Annotated in this window: 17 protein-coding genes; 3 read left to right on the forward strand and 14 right to left on the reverse strand. The window is 69.5% G+C overall.

The annotated features are described in order from the left end of the window. Positions 1–256: 256 nt before the first annotated feature. The gene (locus IAG42_RS09040) at positions 257–529 is read left to right on the forward strand and encodes a DUF397 domain-containing protein (protein WP_188341269.1); all 273 of its coding nucleotides are present in this window, start codon (positions 257–259) and stop codon (positions 527–529) included. A gap of 62 nt (positions 530–591) precedes the next feature. Here IAG42_RS09040 and IAG42_RS09045 read toward each other — a convergent pair whose 3' ends face one another. The 9 genes from IAG42_RS09045 to IAG42_RS09085 all read right to left on the reverse strand — a co-directional run bounded on the left by IAG42_RS09045 (position 592) and on the right by IAG42_RS09085 (position 11,986). Further along, positions 592–2,733 carry a protein kinase domain-containing protein gene (locus tag IAG42_RS09045; RefSeq protein ID WP_188336508.1) on the reverse strand — a complete coding sequence of 714 codons (2,142 nt, stop codon included), beginning with the start codon at positions 2,731–2,733 and terminating at the stop codon, positions 592–594. Between the two features lie 76 nt (positions 2,734–2,809). Beyond that, complete coding sequence (locus IAG42_RS09050; RefSeq protein ID WP_188336509.1) at positions 2,810–5,002, reverse strand: protein kinase domain-containing protein; 2,193 nt, start codon at positions 5,000–5,002, stop codon at positions 2,810–2,812. Between the two features lie 24 nt (positions 5,003–5,026). Further along, entirely contained in the window at positions 5,027–5,914 is an 888-nt protein-coding gene (locus IAG42_RS09055; protein ID WP_188336510.1) for a protein kinase family protein, read from the reverse strand. 134 nt (positions 5,915–6,048) lie between these two features. Continuing rightward, a complete protein-coding gene (locus IAG42_RS09060; RefSeq protein ID WP_188336511.1) occupies positions 6,049–7,491 on the reverse strand; it encodes an outer membrane protein assembly factor BamB family protein in 1,443 nt (480 codons plus the stop codon). Between the two features lie 150 nt (positions 7,492–7,641). Then, positions 7,642–7,941, reverse strand: coding sequence for a WXG100 family type VII secretion target (locus tag IAG42_RS09065; protein ID WP_188336512.1), 300 nt, complete (start codon positions 7,939–7,941; stop codon positions 7,642–7,644). Positions 7,942–8,006: 65 nt separating this feature from the next. Then, on the reverse strand, positions 8,007–8,339 hold the full coding sequence (locus IAG42_RS09070; protein ID WP_188336513.1) for a WXG100 family type VII secretion target: 333 nt from the start codon (positions 8,337–8,339) through the stop codon (positions 8,007–8,009). A gap of 120 nt (positions 8,340–8,459) precedes the next feature. Continuing rightward, positions 8,460–9,683 carry a S8 family serine peptidase gene (locus tag IAG42_RS09075; RefSeq protein ID WP_317453360.1) on the reverse strand — a complete coding sequence of 408 codons (1,224 nt, stop codon included), beginning with the start codon at positions 9,681–9,683 and terminating at the stop codon, positions 8,460–8,462. A 93-nt stretch (positions 9,684–9,776) separates the two neighbouring features. Continuing rightward, the gene (locus IAG42_RS09080) at positions 9,777–11,522 is read right to left on the reverse strand and encodes a hypothetical protein (RefSeq protein WP_188336514.1); all 1,746 of its coding nucleotides are present in this window, start codon (positions 11,520–11,522) and stop codon (positions 9,777–9,779) included. Between the two features lie 2 nt (positions 11,523–11,524). Then, complete coding sequence (locus IAG42_RS09085; RefSeq protein ID WP_188336515.1) at positions 11,525–11,986, reverse strand: hypothetical protein; 462 nt, start codon at positions 11,984–11,986, stop codon at positions 11,525–11,527. Between the two features lie 543 nt (positions 11,987–12,529). Between IAG42_RS09085 and IAG42_RS09090 the strand changes: the two genes are divergently transcribed. Then, positions 12,530–13,579: a phosphotransferase family protein gene (locus IAG42_RS09090; RefSeq protein WP_223205916.1), complete on the forward strand. Its 1,050-nt coding sequence runs from the start codon at positions 12,530–12,532 to the stop codon at positions 13,577–13,579. Here IAG42_RS09090 and IAG42_RS09095 read toward each other — a convergent pair. The 3 genes from IAG42_RS09095 to IAG42_RS09105 are packed head-to-tail and all read right to left on the reverse strand — an operon-like array spanning position 13,533 to position 15,053. Further along, complete coding sequence (locus tag IAG42_RS09095) at positions 13,533–13,940, reverse strand: hypothetical protein (RefSeq protein ID WP_188336516.1); 408 nt, start codon at positions 13,938–13,940, stop codon at positions 13,533–13,535. The genes IAG42_RS09090 and IAG42_RS09095 overlap by 47 nt on opposite strands. A gap of 32 nt (positions 13,941–13,972) precedes the next feature. Further along, positions 13,973–14,719 carry a hypothetical protein gene (locus IAG42_RS09100; protein ID WP_188336517.1) on the reverse strand — a complete coding sequence of 249 codons (747 nt, stop codon included), beginning with the start codon at positions 14,717–14,719 and terminating at the stop codon, positions 13,973–13,975. 10 nt (positions 14,720–14,729) lie between these two features. Beyond that, a complete protein-coding gene (locus IAG42_RS09105; protein ID WP_188336518.1) occupies positions 14,730–15,053 on the reverse strand; it encodes a type VII secretion target in 324 nt (107 codons plus the stop codon). 163 nt (positions 15,054–15,216) lie between these two features. On the opposite strand from IAG42_RS09105, the gene IAG42_RS09110 reads away from it, so the two are divergent. Next, entirely contained in the window at positions 15,217–15,573 is a 357-nt protein-coding gene (locus IAG42_RS09110; RefSeq protein ID WP_188336519.1) for a hypothetical protein, read from the forward strand. A 25-nt stretch (positions 15,574–15,598) separates the two neighbouring features. Here the strand turns inward: IAG42_RS09110 and IAG42_RS09115 are convergent, their stop codons facing one another. Both IAG42_RS09115 and IAG42_RS09120 read right to left on the reverse strand, forming a co-directional pair. After that, the gene (locus IAG42_RS09115; protein ID WP_188336520.1) at positions 15,599–15,961 is read right to left on the reverse strand and encodes a hypothetical protein; all 363 of its coding nucleotides are present in this window, start codon (positions 15,959–15,961) and stop codon (positions 15,599–15,601) included. A 25-nt stretch (positions 15,962–15,986) separates the two neighbouring features. Continuing rightward, a complete protein-coding gene (locus tag IAG42_RS09120) occupies positions 15,987–16,733 on the reverse strand; it encodes a hypothetical protein (RefSeq protein ID WP_188336521.1) in 747 nt (248 codons plus the stop codon). Positions 16,734–16,737: the final 4 nt, after the last annotated feature.

Consider the following 16,737-nt stretch of genomic DNA (forward strand, 5'->3'; position numbering starts at 1 on the left):
CGTAGATCTCCCTGCGGCCCCTTCGCCGTACCCGCCGCAAGTAGGCTGGCCACAGCTGCGGTTCATGGCGGGCCGCGGTGGTTCGGACGTCCGGAAGGGGCCGCTCACCATGGCGGAGACACAGGACCAGCAGGCGGCGCGGGACGCTCGGCAGCCCGAGACGCGGCCTGATGCACGGCCCGAGGCACGGCGCGAGGAGCAGCCTGAGACGCCGGCGGGCGCGCCGAAGGAGACGCCCGTGGAGACGCCGGAGGAGATGAAGGCCCGCAAGGAGCGCGAGAAGGACGAGCTCTACGCCCTCGACATCTCCGGCGTGGAGTGGCACAGCGCGCCCGGCACGGAGCAGCACGAGGAGCGCGTGGAGATCGCGCATCTGCCGGGCGGGGCGGTGGCGATGCGGTCTTCGCTGGAGCCGGGGACGGTGTTGCGGTACACGGAGGCGGAGTGGACGGCGTTCGTGCTGGGGGCGCGGGACGGGGAGTTCGATCTGGAGCCGGCGCCGGGCCGGACGGGTCCGGCCGCCCCGTAGTGACCGGCCTTCACCCGCGCCCGGCTGCCCGCCACTGGACCTGAGGCCGGACTCGAGCCGGGTCAGAAGGCGCGCAGCACCACGATGTTGGTACCGCTCAGCACGAAGACCCGGTTCCCGGCGGCCGCGAGGTCCTTGGACTCGGTCTCGGGGAGGTCGAACCGCCAGGTGCGTCCGCCGCTTGACGCCTGCAGGGTGTTCAGGCTCAGCCCCGTCGTCTCCCCGTCCGTGACGTTGGTCTCCACGGACCAGACCCCGTTCCCCTGCGGCAACACAACCCGGCTCTCGTCGGACTGCCAGATGCGGCCGCGCCACACCACCTTGCCGGTGCGGGCGTCGACCCGTGTCGGGAACCACGCCTGGTTGGCGAAGAGCGCGCCGTCGCGCACCGTCGGCGGGCCCCAGGTCTTCCCGTCGGGGATGTTGCTGCCGACGGGTGTGCTCCAGATGGCCTCGCCGTCGCTGATCCTGCGGGCCTCCATGGTCTCGCCGTTGAGGTACAGCCGGTCGCCCTTGATGGCGGCGCCCACGGTCACGTCCACCTTCGTGCCCCGGCTCCACACCACATGCCCGTCCGCGGTGTCGAGCATGAGCACGCGTCCGTCCCCGAGCGCCGTCACGAAGCGTCCGCTGCCGGCGGCGCACCGGAGGGAGAGTCCGCTGCCGCTGTCCCGGAAGGCGGCCGGCGCTCGCATGCTCCAGCGCACTCTGCCGTCGGACTGCCCGATGCTGCGCAGCCGGCCGTTCTTGGCCACGTAGTAGAGGGCCTCGTCGTCGGCGGCGAGGAGGACGTCCGCCTCGGCCTCGGGGCAGGTCCACTTGGGGACGCCGGTCGACGCCACGTAGGTGCGTACGACTCCCTCGGCGTCGGCTGCGGCCACGAGCCGGTCCGCCAGTGACAGGAACTGCGTGCCCGCCCGGACCTCGGGGGCCGCCCAGCGCTGCTTGCCGGTCTTCACGTCGTACGCGACGATGCCGCCGCTCGCCGAGCCGAACACGACGACGTCACGGATCGGGAGCACCCTCTGCGCGTTGACGTCGACGACCTCCGATGCGCTCCACAGTGCGGTCGGGCTCGGGTACCCGTACGGGCCGGACGCGCCGATCGACCTGTCGAGGGCCTGCACGGGCGTGGCCACGGCTGGGGGGATGTCGAAGGGGTCGTTCTTCGCCGGCTTGAGTGTCTTGGCCCCACGTCCCGACCACCACCAGGCACCGGCGCCGCCGGCCGCGACGACCGCGCCGCCCGAGGCAAGCCCGGTCAGCAGGCGGCGGCGCGACACCGGGGCCTTGATTCCGACGGACGTCGCTGCGGTCGTCCGGGTGGTCAACTGCTGTGCGGAGCGTTCGCGTTCCTTGATGGCGTCGGCGAACGGGCCGTGCCGCCAGGCCCGTTCGGCGCCCTTGGACGGGGCCATGGCCGCCGCGATCCGGTCGGGCGCAGGGCGCAGCGCCGGGTCCTTGGCGAGACAGGGGGCGACCAGGTCACGCAGCTGCGGCGACAGGCCGTCGAGCCGGGGCTCCTCGTGCACGACGGCGTACTGCACGGCCGCCACGTGCGCGCCTGTGAAGGCTCGCTGCCCGGTGGCCGCGTACACGAGGACCGCCCCCAGCGAGAAGACGTCCGCGGGTGGAGCGACCCGCTTGCCGAGCGCCTGTTCCGGCGCGCCGTACCCGGGAGTGACCGGCACCTGCCCGGTCGTGGTCAGGGTGAGCCCGTGCTCGGGGCGGGCGATACCGAAGTCGATGACGCGCGGGCCCGTGGAGGTGAGCACGATGTTCGGCGGCTTGAGGTCCCGGTGGATCAGGCCCGCCGCGTGGATGTCGGCCAGCGTACGGGCGAGGGACGCGGCCAGCGCCCGCACAGCGGGCTCGGGGAGGGGGCCGTGGCTGTCGACGGCCTGGTCGAGGGTGAGCCCGGCGAGGAACTCGGTGGCGATCCAGGGCCGGCCGCCCTCGGTCCACGCGCCGAGCACGGCGGCGACGCCTGGGCTGCGCACGGCCTGGGCCGCCTGGGCCTCTCGGACGAACCGCTGGGCCAGGTTCGTGTCATGGGCCAGCTCGGGGCGCAGCACCTTCACCGCGGAGAGTGTCCCGAGCGAGTCCTGGCCCACGTAGACCTTGCCCATGCCGCCCTCGCCGAGCACGCCGGACAGCCGGTACGGGCCGAGGCGGAGGGGGTCACCGGTACCGAGAGGCTTCATGGGCGGTTCCTTCTGCCGGGGTGCGCTGCGGCCGTCCGGCGTGGAGTGGTCGGGGACTTCAATTGAGCGGAAGACGTCACTTCAGCGGGTAGGCGCTCAGCGCGCTCGCCCCCATCCCGAGCACGAGGTCGTCCTGCCGGTCGGCGTAGAAGGCCGTCGCGGTCGTCTTGAACGTGCGGACGACCCGGTGCGTCCTCAGGTCCACGGCGTACACGTGGACGCCGTTGCGGTAGTACGCCCACCGGTCACCCAGGACGGGGGCCCAGCCGAGGGACGGACTGCCGTCATCGGTGGACAGCTCGGTCCAGCCGGCTTTGCCGGAGGCCGCGTCGAGCGCCTTCAGCCCGGCGTCCTCCGCGACGGAGTACACGGCGCCCGAGCGGAACGCGGGCGGGCCGTACGCCTGACCGGACGGTGTCGCCCAGTCCTGCTTCCCGTCGGTGAGCCGCAGTGCGCGCAAGCGCGGGCCACCGAGGTAGATCCGCCCGTCGCCGACCGCGAGGGGCGCCCGCAGGGCCGCGCGGGCGTCCTCGTCCGTGTCCCCGTACGGCTGCTCCCAGACGACCTGGCCGGTGCGGGTGCTGCGGACGACGACGTGGACCGTCCCGGGGCGGGTCTCCTGGAGGGTGACCAGGCTCCCTCCCGTCACCGTGGCCGAGGCGAAGTGCAGCGGCCTGCTCTCGTCCGGCCGCTCGGGCAGGGGCCGCGACCACAGCTCCTCGCCCGACTTCACGTCGACGGCCCGCAGCGTGAAGACCTGATTCCTGCGGAAGCCGTAAGCCTGCTTGGTGGGCGGGCCCGCGCCGACGGCGACGTAGGCCACCGTGCCGAAAACACCGAGGAGTTGATTGCCCGGGGTCTCGAAGTTCGTGCCGCGCAGATACGCCTTGGTGTTCCTGATGTAGTCCTGATCGAGGTCCCACACCGAGATGCCGGCCGGCGGGATCTTCGCAGCGGTCTCCCGTGCGATGTCGAGCCGGTATTCCGTGCCCTGGGACACGACCACCTGCCACGGGGTGCCGTCGGCGAGGAAGTCGTCCTTGCGCAGACCGTTCTTCGGGTTGACGACGTACGTCACCGCGCCCATGGCGACCCGGATCTCGCCCGCGACGGCGACCGGTGTCCCGATGCCGCTGCCCCAGGTGTCGCCGAAGTTCTGGCCCAGTTCCCAGACCGGATCGAGATTGCGGGTCTGCACCGGCCCCTTCGCGCCCTGGCCCGTACTGTCTTCCTTCCGGGAACGCCACCACGCGCCGCCTCCGGCAGCCGCCAGGGCCGCCGCGCCGCCGCCCGTCAGCAGTGCGCGTCGGGAGATCCCGGCGGCGCGCGGGGCGCCCGATTGAGGCCCGGGCACCGGTTCGGCGAGCGGCGCCGGCATCCGCTGCGGCACGATCTGCCACACCTCGGCCGCCCTGCGCCCGATCTCGGCGAGCAGCGTCTCGGGCAGCTGGTCCGCGAACTCACCACGCCCGTCGTGCAGTTGTGCGGCGAGCTGGTCGACGGTGGGCCGCAGGGCGGGATCCTTGCTGAGGCACTGCGCGAGTACGGGGACCAGCGCGTCCGGAACGCCGCCGAGATCGGGCTCGCCGTAGCGCACCCGGTACAGCAGGTCCGCGGCCTGGCCGCCGCCGAAGGGGCCGGTCCCCCTGGCGGCGTGCACGAGCACGCCGGCGAGCGCGAAGACGTCGCCCGCGGCGCCGTGCTCCTGACCGCCGGCCTGCTCCGGGGACATGAAGGCGGGGGTGCCGACGGCGGAGCCGGTGCGGGTCAGGTGGTCGTCGCCGATGGCGCGAGCGATGCCGAAGTCGATGACCTTCGGGCCGTACGCGGTGACGAGGATGTTGGACGGCTTGAGGTCCCGGTGGGCGACGTCCGACCGGTGCAGTGCGCCGAGCGCGCCGCACAGAGCGGCACCGAGAGCCCGCAACGCCCGCTCGGGCAGCGGCCCGCCCCGCTCGACGGCCTCGTCGAGGGGCGGGCCGAGCACGTATTCGGTGGCCAGCCACGGCGTTTCGGCGACGGGGTCGGCGTCGACGACCTCGGCGCCGAAGCGGCCGCCGATGACGCGCGCGGCATCGATCTCGAGCCGGAATCTGGTGCGGGCCGTCGGATCCGCGGCGATCCCCGGGTGCATCGTCTTGAGCGCGACGGTGGCGCCGCCCGCGCTTCGGGCGACGTAGACCGTGCCCATGCCGCCGCTGCCGAGACGGGCGACGAGGCGGAACGGGCCGAGCGCCGCGGGGTCGTCGTGGGTGAGAGGTGTCGCCATGGGGGTGTCGGGTCCGTCGGTTCTTCAGCGGGTGAGTACGTGTGCGGTCGCGGGGGTCTCGGCGCGGAGCACCGCGGCGGCCTGGTGGGCGAGGGCGGCGATGAGCCGGGCCGGCAGCCAGCCCGGGCCCAGCAGGGCGGCCGCCTGCTCCGGCACCCCGAACCCCGCGTCGCCTCCATGTCCCGGACCAGGCGCCAATTCCTGGACGACCTCGGCGAGTTGAGGGCGCTGCGCAGGGTCGCGCGAGAGACAGCGCGCGACGGTGGGCCGCAGCCAGGAAGGCAGTTCGTCGCGCTCGGGCATGGTGCTGCCCGTCGCGGCGTACGCGAGGGTCGCGCCCAGGGCGTACACGTCCCCGAGCGGCCTGGGCATGCCACCGCTCGCCTGCTCCGGCGCCAGCACGCTCGCGTCGACCCCCACCAGACCGCGCCGCTCCACCCCGTCCGGAGCGGCAGCCCGAACGGCGCCGAAGCCGGTGAGGCGGGGGCCGTCGTGGGCGAGGAGTACGGCGGCGGGCGACACCCCGGCGTGCGTGAGGCTCTGCCCGTGGATCACGGAGAGCGTCTCGGCGAGGGCGACGGCGAGGGCGCGGACGGTGCGCTCGGGGAGGGGGCCGCCGAGGACGCCCAGGGCGGTGGGCAGAGGCAGCACCGGCACGTAGGGGCTCGCGTGCCAGGCCCCCTGCCCCGGCCCGGCCAACTCGACCGCCGGCAACACCCAACTCCCCAGCAGGTACCGAGAGGCATCGGCTTCGGCCATGAAGCGGTGGGGGTCGGTGGTGGGGTGGGGGGTGCTGAGGATGACGGTGCGGGTGGCGTCGGGGGTGCGGGCGATGTGGCGGAGGGCGGGAGCGGTACGAGCACTCCGGGCGTCCAGGCTGGTCAGGGAGACGTATGGAAGCGCGCCGTACATGTCCGATGATCCCCCTCCGACTCCCTGCCCTGCAGGGTATCGGGTGGTCGACGGGGTCGGCCGGGCAGTGCCGGAAGCCTGGTCAGCAGGACATCACCCGAGCCTGCCGGCATCACAGTCGGGGGCGATACGCCCTAATCGGCTGCACTGACGGCATAGGCCAGCCATTGAGCGTCGGGCAGTGATCTCTTCCCGGTCCCCTTGAACTCCTGGTGCCCGATGATCAGGCGGCCATCCTGGACGGCGACCTCAGCCCCGTCCCCCTTCACTTCGGCCGGAATCGTGAAATAGAAGTATGGGCTCTGCTTTCCGGTCTTCGGATCGAGGCTGATCAGGGAGTTCGGAGCAAACGTATCCGTCCCGAATTTCATGGCGAGCAGCCGGTTACCGCTCATTCGAATCGGCGAAATCTGCTGGTCAGGCCCTGCATCGAATTTCACACCGGAGCGTCCGGTCTTCAAGTCGAATGCCACAACCCAGTTGGTGGTGTTACCGAGCTGCTCGCTGGCTTCACCGCTGGTCACGAAGACCTGACTCTTTGAGACCACTGCTCCATCACACCGGTCGACCCGATCAGGATTGCACTCGACCTTGTAGTGGTTCCCCTCCATGCGGATGTTCGTCAGCAGGGATCCCTGATCACTGAGGGAGAGAAGGTTCGTCACCGCAAAGTCGCCGGCTTCCACCGCCACGACGGCCGGATCGCTCGAGAGGAAGTAGGCGAATTTAACCCCTGGGGCGACCCTGTAGGTCCACTTGATCTTTCCGGTCCGCGGGTCGAGTTTGTGCACCAGGAAGTGGTCCTGCCGCTCCTTCTTTTCGAAGCAGTCCTGACGCAGAAGCAGCGCGCGCCCGCCGGAGAACCCGCCGTCCTTGCACTTCTCGGTTCGCTCCCGCTTCCACAGCGTCTGCCCGTTCGCCATGTCGAGCCCGGCGGAACCCCTGGACCATGAAGTGACAACGACGCCTCGCGTCATCGTCATTGTCGTGGCCTCCTCGAACACCCCCTGCGTGACGGGAATCTTGACCTGCCAGAGCTTCTCTCCAGTGGCGACCCTGAACATCATCACTTGGTTGCACTGGTGATCGCCGGCCGGATCCGTGAACGCTATGGCGGCACGACCATCGTTGGTCATATCAGGAGATACGGCGCAGATATCGCCTTTGAGTTGAGTGGTCCACGCGTTGGAGCCGTCGTCGATGTTCACAGCGACCAGGCTCGAGGCCTTCCCCTTGGCCAGAATCTTGTCCGTGGCCCACATCCCGGGCGCGATGAGAGTTTTTCCGGGCGCCAGTTCCTGCTCGACCACCGCGCCTTCGACGTGCCCGGCGCCGCCCTGCTTGGGCAGCTTCTCGACGGTCTCCCGAAGGTCGTCGGGTGCACCGGACCCCCCGCCTTGGCTGGCGACTTTTGGGGCCGCCTTCTCCGAACTCGGCCACACCACCCATGCGACCAGCCCCAGCACCAGGGCGAGCACGACAGCCGAACCACCCAGGTACAGCGCCTTGCGTTTCGCACGCGCATCAGCGGCCTGTCTCGACTGCGTGAACGGCGAGGGCGGCGGCCCGAACGTCATTCTCTTTACCTTTCGGTCTCAAACATCACGGATTGCCGGACGCTTCGCGGTCACGTCACGAGACACGCAAGCAGCACAACAACACAATGCAGGGCGGACGCCTCCCGCGCGCGTCCGCCCTGCAATGAACTGCCTGTATTGCTCGGCTGCTTACTCGAAGTAGCTGGCAGCCTTCTTGTCGCCACCCATGTAGTCGCCACCGGACTGACCGACGACGTGACCGATCTGAGTCAGCGCCGTGTGGATGTCATTGGCTTCCTTGTCCCACTTCTGCAGCTTGGTACCGAAGGTGCCCTGAGCCTCACCGGCCCAGTACTCGCGGCTCTTCACCACAAGCTGGCGCAGCTCTGCCAGGTCTGCCTCAAGAGCCTTCGCCTCGTTGCCGAGCTGCGTCGCCGCCTGGTCGAGTCCGTCGTAGGTTACGAGCAGCCCGTCACCGTTACCGGCCATGTCCTTCTACCTCGTCTCGCTCGTGATGCTGTTTCGACGTGTTCCGATGCCGTGTGCTCCGCAGCTCAGTAGCTGCTGAGCGAAGAGGCGCCGTCCGTCACGGAAATCTTGTCCACCGAAGCACGAACGTCGTCTTCGGTGGTGTCCTTGAGGTTGCGCGTCTTCGTCATCGCGTCGATGACATCGGCCAGGATCTTGCCGATGTTCTGCAGAGACTCGTTGATCTCGAACTGCTTCTTGTCGAAGGCAGCCTTACCGATGCCCTTCCACTGGCCCTCAAGGCCGTCAATGACGCCTTGCAGGTTGTGGACGCGCTTGCGGATGCCCTCGTACTTCTCAGACATCTGCTTCTGCAGTGAGATTACTTGCTGGTCTTCGAGCTTCTGCTGGTTGGCCATGCCGCTCCTGCCCTTCTTGGTCTGGCGCTGCTTGCAATTGTTGTGGCCCAGGCCCGCTCGGGGCCCAGCCGTTCCCCCGTGGTCCGCCCAAGAAACGCAGGGACCCCACGGTTGAAAGTCCTATTGACCGCGTCGCGCCCGGAGTACGGCGAAACCGCCGCCGCCGATCACGATGACTGCCGCGACCGCACCGAGCGCAATCCACAACGTGTTGTTGTCGCTTGAGGATTCCGCTTCCGATCCTGCCGCCTCCGCCGGGACTTCTGAAGCCTTCTGCGTGGGCTGTGACGAGCCTGATGCAGAAGCGGAGGGCTTGGCGCCGTTCGACTTCTCGGTGGTCTTTGCGGGGCCCCCGTTCTCCTTGGAGAGCGGGTCCGTGTCGGCCGGGCCGGGGTTGTAGTCCGGGTTCTCCAGAACCACCCGCGGGCGGATGATGCCGTAGCCCAGGTACTTGCTCGGGTCGCTCTTCTTCCACTTGCGGCCGGCCGTGTCGATCAGCGAACGCAGGACCTGGTTCGCCGTCCAGTCGGGGTGAGCGGACCAGATCAGGGCGGCGGCACCGGAGGCGACGGCCGTCGCCGAACTGGTACCGCCGTCACGCATGCAGTACGCCTTGAAAGACTCGTCACACCAGCCCGGGACGCTGATACCCGGAGCGGCCAGGTCTACGTAATTGCCGTACGAGGAAGTCTTCGAGACCGTGCCGCTCTGGTCGACGGAGCCCACGCCGACCGCGTACGGGTACGCGGCCGGGTAGTCGATGTGCCCCGACCGCACACCCTCGTTTCCGACGGCCACCATCATCAGTTTGCCCTTGGAGGCCGCGTACTTGAGCGCCGCTTCAATGTCAGGGTCGATGAATTCCGAGCCGATGGACATGTTGAGGATCTTGGCGTCGGAGTCCGCAGCGGCACGGATCGCCACGGCCGGCTCCGCCGTCTTGGCCAGTTCGCCCTTGTCCTTGAGGTCCTTCATCTGAATCCGGTACGGAAGGATCTTCGCGTCGGGCGCGAGACCCTTCACGCCGCCGCCGGCACCCGTTCCGGCGATGAGCTCAGCCATCGAGGTGCCGTGGCCGCTGAAGTCCTGAGTCGCATGGTACGACACCGACTTGGCGACCTCGCTCGTCAGCACCTGCCCCTTGAGGGACGAGGTCTGCGAGTTGACACCCGAGTCGATGACCGCGACCTTGACGCCCTTACCTGTGCTGACCTTCCACATCTGATCGGTCTGCATCGCGTCCAGGTACCACTGCTTCGACTGAGCGTCGAACGCCGTCGCGTTGGGAGCGAACCCGACGCCCATGACAGCCAGCGCACCGACGACCGCCCCGACCGAACGCACACGTCTTACCCCGCGCGCCCGGCCCATCGGGGAACGGTCGGCTCGTCGGCTGATCCCTGACTTCATGCTGCTGGCTGTCCTCGTCGCTCGGCTTCAGTTGACGACCGGCGGCACATCGCGCCGGTCGGCGGGCAGGTGGGTGTTCGGGTCCTCGACCACGTAGTCGGGCCGCTCGGACGTCTCGGTCTCTTCTTCCTTGGGCTTGCGGTTCTTGCCGGCGCCGCCGACCAGGCCCGCACCACCGCGAGTGGCCGCGGCGTTGCGACCGGCGCCGCCACGTGCGGGGCCGCTGGCCGTCGAGCCCTGAGCACCGAAGACGCCCCGCTGTCCGACACGACCGGCCGTCGAGCGGCCGTTTGTACCGGCACCCTCCGTGCCGATCACCGAACCGCGCGGAATCCGCGAACCGCCCTGGTTCGTGGTGCCCGCGCGACCCGTCGGGGTCTGGCGACCGCCCACGACGCCGGTGGAACGGCCGACTCCCTTGCCGCCACCAGTACCCGGTGCCGTCGGCTTGTTGGTGGGACGCGCGGTCCCGCCGGTGATCGCGCGGCCGGACGGCGGCGTGCCCTTGCCCGGGGCGCCCGCGGAGCGACCCGTCGAGGTCGAGCGCCCCATCTCGGTGCTACCGCCGCCACGCCCCATGGAGCGCTGCTGGGACGTGCCCGCGGGTCCGCTGGTGCGGCCCTGACCCGTTCGGCTCTGGCCAGGTCCCTGACTCGTCAGGGGGTTGCGCGTAGCGCCCGGGCCGGTGGTGCGGCCGGTCGCGGTGGGCGGGAACTGCGGGACGTAACCGGGTCCCGAAGGGCCGGTGGGTGTCGGCGCGTTGGGAATGTTCGTGGGACCGGTCGTCGTCGGAGGCGGCGTGTTGGTGGTCGGCCTCGGCAGCGTGTCGACGCTGTCGATCTCCGTGCCCACGGGACGGTCCGGGACGGTGATGCTGCCGTCCACGTCACCCGGAGGCACGGTCGGCTTGACGGTCCCGTCGCTCCGAGGCGGCGTCGCCGTCAGGTCGTCCGGCACCCGACGCGTCCCACCGGTCTGGTCGCCGACGGAACCGGAGTCGCCGGTCCTGCCGCCACCGTCGTCGCTCCAGCGACGACCGATCGTCGGCTGCGGCTTCGGCACACCCACGTTCGGCATCGTCTCAAGCTTCGGCGGCGACTCCTGCAGCGTCTGGAGCTGCTCCGTCGACACCGCGTAGTACGAGGACAGGCGATTCATCTGGTTGATCGCCTCTTGGCGGTGCTTCTCGACCTTGACCGCCGCCGCGTACTTGTCGTTGCTGTCCACCTGCTTGGCAGCCGGGTAGTCGGACGGCTTCATCTTCTGCTCGTCCGCCGGGCGTTCGTCACGGGGCGGCATGGCGCCCCGGACAGAGGACAGGCCCATCGAGGCGGCCGAGAGCTGGTCACCCGCGGTGCCCGCGTACTTGCCGAGGTCCTCGGCGTACGTCACGAGCTTCGCGCCCCACTTGCGGAAGCTGTCGCCGGACTCACCGACCCAGTGGACCTTGGTGATGTGGCCGTCGAGCTCGGACGCGGCCTTCTTGATCGCGTCGCGTGCGTCCCACAGTGCCGATCCGGAGGTCTCGAGGTCCTCCGGGTTGGTCGCATCGACCATGTCGAGCATCTGGTTCAGCGTGATGTCGGAGCGCTCGAAGTTGGACTTCCGGCCGTCGAGCGCCTGCCCGACAGGTGTCACGTCGATGACGGAGCGGAAGATCCCGTTGATCCAGTGGCCGCCCTTGTTGTTGTCCTCGACGTCGTGCGCGAAGTCGGTGAAGGTGTTCTGCTGAGACACCCGCTCGCGGTCTGCGTCGTGCTTGTGGTCCGTCATGGTCAGAACCCACCGCCCTTCGTCGCGTCGTTGGTGCGCTTCGTGCCCTCTCGCTGCGCTTCCTGGGTCCGCTGGAGCTGGTCGACCTCGGTCTGGATCGCCCAGAAGCGCCGCCGCTGGTCCTCTTCCAGGTTGTCGAAGCCCCGGTGGGCGCCCTGCACGGCGATGCCGATCGCCTCGATCTGCAGGTTGAGCGTCTTGGAGAGCGTGACAAGCTCGCGGTGCACCGCGTGGTACTGCTTGAACAGGTCCTCGGCCTCAGGGAAGGCGAGCGCGCCCTCGTTGTGCAGCGACGACTTGTTGATCGTCTGCGCGCCCACCTTGTTCGGGTTGCCGGCGGATGCGTCCAGGTCACTGAGCACCGTGTTGACGCGCTTCTGGAACGTCGTCAGTGCTTCGCTCGTGACCTCAAGGTTCGCCGCCCTCGTCGCTGAGGGCCCTCCCACCATGTCTGCTGGAAGCACGACGCCTTCCTCCCCGTTTCCCCGTAGGCCGTCTCCGTCGAGACAGGCCGTCCACCCTGAACTGCTTCACCGCGCGATGGCAAAGTTGGTCACGCCATACAACGCCTTGACCACTGTAGTCACCCGGCACTTCCACTCCAACCGAGCTTCTGCGATAACTCCGTCACGAGACTGCATCAAGAGCTCCTACTTTCCGGGCCAATTCGGACAACTCTGCTCGCGTGAAGCAACACTCACCCACGACAGGTGCGCAGTTCCGGGGCCGATCGGGCCCTACCCCGGGGCCCTCGTTCGACGTATCAGTGGGAATGTGGCCAATCTCGTACGGATGAATTCAGACACCCGACAGAACCCACCCCGAACTCTTCACGAAGTGGCCACAAATGCCATGAGTGCGTCCGCACACGCGGCACCTGCAAACTCTGGCGCCGGAAATCCGGTCGGAACGGTCGGCGGCCTGCGCGTACGCTGCGGGCCGGCCGTGAGGGCCGGCGGTACGGGCTGGCCGGCCAGCGAGCACCGTTCCTACGCCATGGAGGCACCGTGACACGAGACCAGCCGCCGTTCGGGGAAGCGCTGCGGGCAGAGCTGGGGGTGCCGGTGGAGAGCGTGGTGCTGGAGAGCAGTCCGCGGTCGCGGGTGTGGCGGGTCGAGCTCGAGTCCGGGGTGCCGGTCGTGGTCAAGCAGCTCATCGCCGGGCCGGAGGCGGCGGATCGGTACGCGCGTGAGGTGGCGGCACTGCAGATCGCCGGGCGGGCTCAAGTGGCCGTAGCGCCGAAGGCATTGGGTGTCCAACCCGGCCAGTTGGTCGTGGTGTTGGAGCATCTTGAGCATCGGCCGCCCGCCGAGGACTGGATCGTGGGGTACGCGGAGTCCCTGGCCCATCTGCATGCCACCGCGCGCGCCTCGGACGCCGGCGGCTCCCTGCCACGGTGGTCGGCCCCCGGTGAGGCGGACGTCGCCGCCTTTCTGCGGCTGGCCGGGGCGCTCGAGGTCCCGGCCGGCGACGAGGTCGCCGTCGAGCTCCGTGCCCTCGTCGAGCGGCTTGAGGAGGCTCCGGGGACGGCGCTTCTGCATGGCGACCCCTGCCCCGGCAACGACCTCCACACCCCCGACGGGGTCCGGTTCATCGACTTCGAACAGGCCTCGCTGGGCAGCGGGTTGATGGAGCTGGCCTATCTGCGGATCGGGTTTCCGACGTGCTGGTGCGTGACGCGGGCGTCGGACGCGCTGTTGGCGCGGGCGGAGTCGGCGTACCTGTCGGCCTGGCGCGACGCCACCGGTACCGATCCGGCCGAGGACGTCGAGGCGGCGCTGGTCGACGCGTGTGCCGGGTGGGTCCTGCGGGGTGACGCGCTGGTGCAGCGGGCGGAGCGCGGGGTGACCGACCAGTTGGCTCGGGTGGTGGAGGAGGACTGGGAGTGGGGGACGGTGACGGCTCGCCGGCGGCTCGCTCATCGGCTGGGGGTCGTTGCGGAATCGGCTTGCGGGCAGGGGCCGTTGAAGCGAACGGCTGAGCTCTGTGGGCGCATGCGCGCCGCCGCGCTCACCCGCTGGCCCGACCTCGCCCCTGTGCCCGTTCGGCGCCCCTGAGGACGTACCGGCCGCCCGCGGCCCGCTCCCGTTCGATCTCGTCCCGCAGGTCGGCGAGGTGGCGCCGGGCCGCGGCCTGCTGCTCGGAGCGTTCGTCCGGCGAGAGCAGCTCGTACTCGCGCAAGCCTCGCGTCATGCGCTCGCCGAGCGCCTCCGCGTAGGCCGGGATCCGTGCGGCCTCCCGCAACCCGACACGGCCGCGGAGTACTTCACGCGCCATCTCGCGGAGGGGATCGTCGGGCGCCCTCTCGTCGGCAAGGCGCTGGAGGGAGGCGCGCAGGGCGCGGGCTCGGGCCTGGTCGCCGCCGGTGAGATCCATAAGATCCCGGTCCTGGACGACATCGCGGTGATCTTTGTTCATTGCACGTGGCCCTTCAGGAGGAGCCGGCGGAGTCACACCGTCGCGGCTGGATGGTCGTACTGCCCGAGCTTGTCGAAGGTGACGAACAGCCCGTAGATCGCCGCACCGATGCCTTCCACGATGCCGACACCGCCGTTCAGCATCATTTGAACGGCCGCGATGCGCTTGGTGGCGAGGCCCCACTTGCTGAGCATGTCGGTGATCTCCAGGGCCGCCAGGCCGTAGCCCAGGAGCGCGCCGGCGCCCGACCACGACAGTGCGGTCCCGGCGGCCATTTCCACCGCCGCGATCAGCAGGCCGTCGATGATGCCCCCGAGGTACCCCTTGACGGCCTCGAAGGCGGAGTACGCGGCGTGGGTGAGGCGGTCGTACTCGGCGTGGAGCTTCCCGAACTCTTCCTTCAGTTCGTCGAGCCTGCCGGCCAGCTTGGAGAAGTAGAGGCAGGCGCCGTCCGCGGCCCTTCCGTCCCAGGTCCGGTCGAGTGTCGCGTTCCCCGCCGTGATGTTCTGCGACAACGCGCCGGACGCCTGGCCCAACTGGTCCCATACGTCGGCGCACTTGGCGAACCCTTCCCAGTCTCCGGCGATGCTCTCCAGCACCTCGTCCAGGGGGTTGAAGCCGAACACCGCGTTGTACGCCTCGGTGACCCAGTAGGTCGGGCTGACCAGGTCACCGCAATCGTTGAAGAGGTCCAGACCCCACCCTTGCGAGAACTCCTCTGGTTCCGCCGGAGGCCTGAGCGAAGCCGTCGGCTCAGTGACGTCCGAGAATGCAGCCATCTTCGCGCCCTCAGCTCACCGGTCGTTTGACCCGCGGATACGTCGCATCGAGGTTCGCCGCCACCCGCCTGTCGGTCTTCTCGTAATAGACGGCGCTGCGCCGCAGTTCGGCCGCGGCTCCCTTGAGGATCAGGACGAGCTGGTCCATGGCCGATGTGACGTCGGTGACCGCCTTGGCATGTGCCCGGGTGACGTGGTTCAGGATCCCCACGTCAGATGTCCCGACGCGGGTGAATCGCTCGCAGTGGCGCTTGAACTCCACGGCGTCGTCATGGGCTCGCCCCACCTGCCTGGCGTACCCCTCAAGTTCCGAGGGCGTCACTCGCAGTGTCATTGCTCCGGCCTCTCCTGCGTCGATGTGTACACAGGTAACGGCAGGCCAACTCGCAGGACACGCATGACAGTTCAGCCATTCATGCGGAGTTGCGGGCTCGTTGTTGACCATGCCGGGAGCGCGGAGGCGGGGCATGGCCACACCGGGCGGTAACGTTCCGTGAATGAAGCATTACGGAGACCGAGAGCCTCAGGACAGCGGCGTTCGGCTGGGAGATCGCAGCGAGGAGCTGGCCGCGCTCAACGACCGCAGCCGCGGGCTCACCACCACCCTCGTCTGGCTGCTCGCCTTCATGATCGGTGCGAGCTGTCTGGCGCTCCTCGGGGTGACGATGGTTGGCACCGCAGCTCGGGTCACACCGTGGCAGGTTGGCGCCTCCGTCCTCGGGCTCGTCGCGGACGGGGGCGTCGTGATCCTGCTCGTACGGTCCCGGCGGCGTGAGAGCTGGCTGCTGCTGCTCGGGGCGGGCGGGCTCGGCCTGGCGTGTTCGGCCGTGATGGCGTTCGCCGGGACCCTTTAGCTCCGCGCCACCGCCATGGGCGGGCTCAGCGCCTGCGGTCCCGGCGTTCCTGTTCGATCTCCGCCCTCTGCTCCGCCAGATACGCCCGCGCCGCCGCCTCCTGTTCGCGGCGTTCCTGGGGGGAGAGGCGTTCGTAGGCGCGGAAGCCCTGGGCCGTGCGGTCGCCGAGGGCCTCGGAGTAGGCGGGGACGCGGGCCGCTTCGCGGAGGCCGATGCGGCCGCTGAGCACCTCGCGGGCCATGTCGCGCAGGGGGTCGCCGGGGGCCAGGCCCTCGGCGAGCCTCTGGAGGGATTTGCGCAGCGAGCGGGCCCGGGCCTGGTCGCCGCGGGTGATGTCCATCAGGTCCGCGTCGCCGATCCGGCGCTCCTCGCGGTCGTCTGCGGGCACGGGTGCAACTCCTTGCGGATGAGCGTCAGATCGAGGGTTCCGGGTGGTCGTACGCGCCGACCTCCGGGAAGGTGGACAGGGAGCCGTAGAGGGTGGCGGCGATCGTCTCGATGACGCCGACGGCTCCGTTGACGATGGCCTGGGCGTTGCCGAAGGCCTCCGTGGCCTTGGCCCACAGGCGCAGCATGTTGGCGACCTCCAGGGCGGCGAGGCCGTAGCCGACCGCCGCGCCGATGCCCGTCCACGACAGCAGCGTGCCCGCCGAGATCTCGATCGCCGTGATGAGCAGGCCGTCGATGATGCCGCCCAGGAAGCCCTTGATGGCCTCCGCGGTGGAGTACGCGGCGTGCGACAGGTGGTCGTACTCGGTCTTGAGCTTGTCGAACTGGTCCTTGACCTCGTCGAGTTTGCCCGCGAGTTCGAAGAAGTACTTGTAGGCGGCGTCGCCGGCCCGGCCGTCCCAGGTGATGTCGAGCGTCTTGTTGCCCGCCTCGACGTTGTCGGAGACCGCGGCGACGGCCTTGCCGAACTGGTCCCAGACGTCACCGCACTTGGCGAAGGACTCCCAGTCGCCCGCGAACCACTGCACGACCTCGTCGAGGGGGTTGTAGCCGAAGACCGCGTTGTACGCCTCGGTCACCCAGTACGTGGGGCTCATGAGGTCGGCGCAGTCGTTGAAGGTGTCGAGGATCGGGCCCTGGGAGAACTCCTCCGGCGCCTTCGGTGCGTGCAGCAGTGACGTCGGTTCCTTGACGTCCGTGAAATCAGACATGGGG

The organism is Streptomyces xanthii (genome assembly GCF_014621695.1).
Lineage (GTDB): Bacteria > Actinomycetota > Actinomycetes > Streptomycetales > Streptomycetaceae > Streptomyces > Streptomyces xanthii.

What these genes read in the sequence shown, in the direction of transcription:
- IAG42_RS09070 (WP_188336513.1), bottom strand. Translation starts at nt 8,339, where the DNA reads ATGGCCAACCAGCAGAAGCTCGAAGACCAGCAAGTAATCTCACTGCAG.
- IAG42_RS09040 (WP_188341269.1), top strand. Translation starts at nt 257, where the DNA reads ATGAAGGCCCGCAAGGAGCGCGAGAAGGACGAGCTCTACGCCCTCGAC.
- IAG42_RS09100 (WP_188336517.1), bottom strand. Translation starts at nt 14,719, where the DNA reads ATGGCTGCATTCTCGGACGTCACTGAGCCGACGGCTTCGCTCAGGCCT.
- IAG42_RS09055 (WP_188336510.1), bottom strand. Translation starts at nt 5,914, where the DNA reads ATGTACGGCGCGCTTCCATACGTCTCCCTGACCAGCCTGGACGCCCGG.
- IAG42_RS09080 (WP_188336514.1), bottom strand. Translation starts at nt 11,522, where the DNA reads ATGACGGACCACAAGCACGACGCAGACCGCGAGCGGGTGTCTCAGCAG.
- IAG42_RS09065 (WP_188336512.1), bottom strand. Translation starts at nt 7,941, where the DNA reads ATGGCCGGTAACGGTGACGGGCTGCTCGTAACCTACGACGGACTCGAC.
- IAG42_RS09050 (WP_188336509.1), bottom strand. Translation starts at nt 5,002, where the DNA reads ATGGCGACACCTCTCACCCACGACGACCCCGCGGCGCTCGGCCCGTTC.
- IAG42_RS09110 (WP_188336519.1), top strand. Translation starts at nt 15,217, where the DNA reads ATGAAGCATTACGGAGACCGAGAGCCTCAGGACAGCGGCGTTCGGCTG.
- IAG42_RS09045 (WP_188336508.1), bottom strand. Translation starts at nt 2,733, where the DNA reads ATGAAGCCTCTCGGTACCGGTGACCCCCTCCGCCTCGGCCCGTACCGG.
- IAG42_RS09120 (WP_188336521.1), bottom strand. Translation starts at nt 16,733, where the DNA reads ATGTCTGATTTCACGGACGTCAAGGAACCGACGTCACTGCTGCACGCA.
- IAG42_RS09060 (WP_188336511.1), bottom strand. Translation starts at nt 7,491, where the DNA reads ATGACGTTCGGGCCGCCGCCCTCGCCGTTCACGCAGTCGAGACAGGCC.
- IAG42_RS09095 (WP_188336516.1), bottom strand. Translation starts at nt 13,940, where the DNA reads ATGAACAAAGATCACCGCGATGTCGTCCAGGACCGGGATCTTATGGAT.
- IAG42_RS09105 (WP_188336518.1), bottom strand. Translation starts at nt 15,053, where the DNA reads ATGACACTGCGAGTGACGCCCTCGGAACTTGAGGGGTACGCCAGGCAG.